Origin of the sequence: Verrucosispora sp. SN26_14.1 (assembly GCF_004307965.1) — a bacterium.
Lineage (GTDB): Bacteria > Actinomycetota > Actinomycetes > Mycobacteriales > Micromonosporaceae > Micromonospora.
In genome coordinates, this window is the sequence record NZ_SISL01000783.1 from 1 (window position 1) to 1346 (window position 1346).

A 1346-nucleotide genomic window follows, 5' to 3' on the forward strand; every position below is an offset into this window, starting at 1 on the left:
TGACGCTGACCGGGTTGGCCGACGCCCACTCGCACGCGTTCCACCGGGCGCTGCGCGGGCGCACCCACGGCGGGCGCGGCGACTTCTGGAGCTGGCGCGACCAGATGTACGCGGTGACCGGTCGCCTGGACCCGGACACGTACCTGGCGCTGGCCCGCGCGGTGTACGCCGAGATGGCGCTGGCCGGGATCACCTGTGTGGGCGAGTTCCACTACCTGCACCACGGTCCGGGCGGCACCCCGTACGCGGACCCGAACGCGATGGGCGCGGCGCTGGTCGAGGCGGCGGCACAGGCCGGGATCCGGCTGACGCTGCTGGACACCTGCTATCTGACCGCCGGGGTGGACGGTGCGCCGTTGGTCGGGCCGCAGGAGCGCTTCGGCGACGGTGACGCGCAGCGGTGGGCGGAACGGGTCACCGCGTTCACCACGGACCGGGAGCGCGCCCGAGTCGGCGCGGCCGTGCACTCGGTCCGGGCCGTCCCGGCCGACCAGCTCGCCACCGTGGCCGGGTGGGCGCGACGACGTGACGCACCGCTGCACGTGCACCTGTCGGAGCAGCCCGCCGAGAACGACGCCTGCCGGGCGGTGCACGGGCTGACGCCGACCGGGTTGCTGGCCGAGCACGGTGTGCTGGGACCGGCCACCACGGCGGTGCACGCCACCCACCCCACCAGCGCCGACGTGACCCTGCTCGGGGAGAGCCGGACCGGGGTGTGTCTCTGCCCGACCACCGAACGCGACCTCGCCGACGGCCTCGGACCGGCCCGCCGGATGGCCGACGCGGGGATCCCGTTGAGCCTGGGCAGCGACAGTCACGCCGTGATCGACCCGTTCGAGGAGGCCCGCGCGATGGAACTCGACGAGCGGCTGCGGACCCGTCGGCGCGGCCACTTCGCCCCGGCCGAGCTGCTCACCGCCGCCACCGAGGCCGGGCACGCCGCGCTGGGCTGGACCGACGCCGGTCGGCTCGCCGTCGGTGACCGCGCCGACCTGGTGACGGTGCGGCTGGACAGCGTACGCACGGCCGGGGTGGTCCCGGCGGGTGTGTGGTTCGCGGCCGGCGCCGCCGACGTGACCCAGGTGGTGGTCGACGGCCGGGTGCTGGTCCGCGACGGCCGGCACGTCCGGGTCGACGTCCCCCGCGAGCTGGCCACGGCCATCGCCGAGGTGACCGGTGCCCAGTGAGCCGAAGGTGCGCGCGGGCAGCCTGCTGGTGGACAACATCGGCGAGCTGGTCACCAACGAGGCCGGCGCGGGCGAGGGCGGGCCGTTGGGCCTCCGTCGGCGGGCCGCCCTGCTGGTCGAGGCGGGCCGCGCGGCCGTACGCGGCGACGTTCTGGTGGC

At 76.1% G+C, this 1346-nt stretch carries 1 protein-coding gene; it reads left to right on the forward strand.

Annotation, left to right across the window (positions count from 1 at the left end):
• Nucleotides 1-1187 (forward strand): formimidoylglutamate deiminase (locus tag EYA84_RS31875; protein ID WP_131057860.1); only part of this gene is annotated, 1187 nt, incomplete at its 5' end.
• Nucleotides 1188-1346: the final 159 nt, after the last annotated feature.